The sequence below is a fragment of the Agromyces humi genome (genome assembly GCF_009720255.1).
Classification (GTDB): Bacteria; Actinomycetota; Actinomycetes; order Actinomycetales; family Microbacteriaceae; genus Agromyces; species Agromyces humi.
Genome location: NZ_WJSP02000532.1, coordinates 1 through 2,037, shown reverse-complemented (window position 1 = coordinate 2,037; position 2,037 = coordinate 1). Strand labels below are relative to the sequence as shown.

The window sequence follows — 2,037 nt, the reverse complement described above, 5'->3', positions numbered from 1 at the left end:
CAGCGCCTCCTCGAGCACCCGGTCGGCCTCGGCGCGCACCCCGGGGTCGTCGCCGGCCAGCTCGGGCCGGCCGAGCAGCACGTTGTCGCGCACGGAGGCGCTGAACAGCGTGGCGTCCTCGAAGGCCATCGCGATGTGGGTGCGCAGCTCCTCGCGGGAGAGCGCCCGGATGTCGACGCCGTCGAGCGTGATCGAGCCGCCGGTCACGTCGTAGAGCCGCGTGGTGAGCGCGGTCATGGTCGTCTTGCCGCTGCCCGTGAGGCCAACGAGCGCCATGGTCTCGCCCGGCTGCAGCACCAGGTCGACGCCGTCGAGCAGGTCGCCGAAGCGGTCGGGCGAGTCCTGGTAGCGGAACCGCACGTCGTTGAACGCGAGCTCGCCACGCGGGCGCCCGATCGAGACCGGCGCCTCGGGGTCGGTGATCTGGTTCTCGCTGTCGAGGATGTCGAAGAACCGGTCGGTCGCGGTGCGCGCGTCGACGGAGAACGCGAGCAGGAAGCCGATCGACTCGATCGGCCAGGCCAGCACGGTCGCCGTGGCGAAGAACGCGACGAGCTCGCCCACCGAGAGCACGCCCTGCGACGCCAGCCACACGCCGAGCACGAGGCACACGGCGAGCGCGACGGTGGGCACGACGAGGATCCACGCCCAGATGCCGGCGTCGAGGCGGGCCTTCTCGATCTCGGTGCTGCGGAGCGACTCGGCCTGTGCGCGGAAGGTCGTGAGCGCGTGCTTGCCGCGACCGAACGCCTTCAGCACGCGGATGCCGTGCACCGACTCCTCGACCGCCGTCGCGAGGTCGCCCGCCTGGTCCTGGCTGCGGCGCGACACCTCCGAGTAGCGGCCCTCGAAGCGGTAGCCGACGATCCACAGCGGGATCGAGCACACGAGGAACACCGCGCCGAGGACCCAGTTCATCGAGACGAGGATCGCGAGGCCCACCACGATGACGATGAGGTTGACGACGAGCAGCACGAGCCCGAACGACAGCCACCGGCGGATGATGTTGAGGTCGCTGACGGCGCGCGAGAGCAGCTGGCCGCTCGGCCAGCGGTCGTGGAAGCTGACGGGCAGGTCCTGCAGCTTGGCGTAGAGCGCGTTGCGCATGCGCGCCTCGACGTGGGTGCCGGGCTTCAGCACGAACCAGCGGCGGAGCGCGATCATGACGGCCTCGAGCACGCCGAGGCCGAGCACGAGCCCGGCGAGCGGGAGGATCGCGCTGGCGTCGCCGTCGGCGAGCGGGCCGTCGACGATGGACTGGAGCACCTGCGGGATGGTCAGGGCGATGAGCTGCGCGCTCAGGGACGCGGCCATGCCCGCGATGATGAACGGGACGGCGGGGCCCGCGTACTCGCGCAGCCTGAGCAGGGCGCGCACGGTGCCGGGGCGCGCGGGTGAGGGGTCCTGGTGGTGCGGGGTGGCGGACAAGCCGGTTCCTTCCGGAGGAGGCGTCAGGGCGTCCTCGTGGGACGCCGACGACGTGTCGGATCGAGCGGACGCGCGCTGTGGCGACGTCGGATGCGGGGATACCGCGGAATGGGCAGGCTGCGCCTGCGGGGCTGGGGCGGAAGCTACCCGGAGAACGCCTCGATGAGGAGGACCGGGCGGGCAGCGCCGTCGACCGCGACCTGGCGGGCGTAGCTGTCTGTCTGCATGGTGTCCTCCTGCGTCGTCGTCTTCGAACCCTCGTGGCCGTCGGATGTCACGCGAAGACCAGCCCTTCAGAATAGGGGGTTGCCACGGCAGCCCGCAAGACGGAGTTCGAGCGCTAGGCTGTGCGAATTCGTCGCCGCGCGGGGTCGAGCCCTGCACCGTTCCGCTTCGCGCGCACCTGGACCGACGACACGAGGAGATCGCGTGGGAGCGATGCGGATCGCGTTCGCGCGCGCTGCGGCGCGCGTCGGCGTGCTCGGTTCCGTCGCTGCCGTCCTGTTCCTGCTCGCCGGCCTCGGCACGGCGGTGGTCGACTCGCTCACGGGCGCCGCGACGAGCGGCCTGCGCGGGGGCCTCGCCGCGGCATCCGGAGCCGACGGCGCG

Annotated in this window: 3 protein-coding genes; 1 reads left to right on the top strand and 2 read right to left on the bottom strand. The window is 72.0% G+C overall.

The window, feature by feature from the left end; translation table 11 throughout:
• A partial coding sequence (locus GH736_RS21860; RefSeq protein ID WP_159607048.1) for an ABC transporter ATP-binding protein occupies positions 1 to 1,428 on the bottom strand: 1,428 nt, incomplete at its 3' end.
• Positions 1,429 to 1,571: 143 nt separating this feature from the next.
• On the bottom strand, positions 1,572 to 1,706 hold the full coding sequence (locus GH736_RS25565; RefSeq protein WP_268891261.1) for a hypothetical protein: 135 nt from the start codon (positions 1,704 to 1,706) through the stop codon (positions 1,572 to 1,574).
• 151 nt (positions 1,707 to 1,857) lie between these two features.
• Here GH736_RS25565 and GH736_RS21855 point away from each other — a divergent pair.
• Positions 1,858 to 2,037 (top strand): hypothetical protein (locus tag GH736_RS21855; RefSeq protein WP_159607046.1); only part of this gene is annotated, 180 nt, incomplete at its 3' end.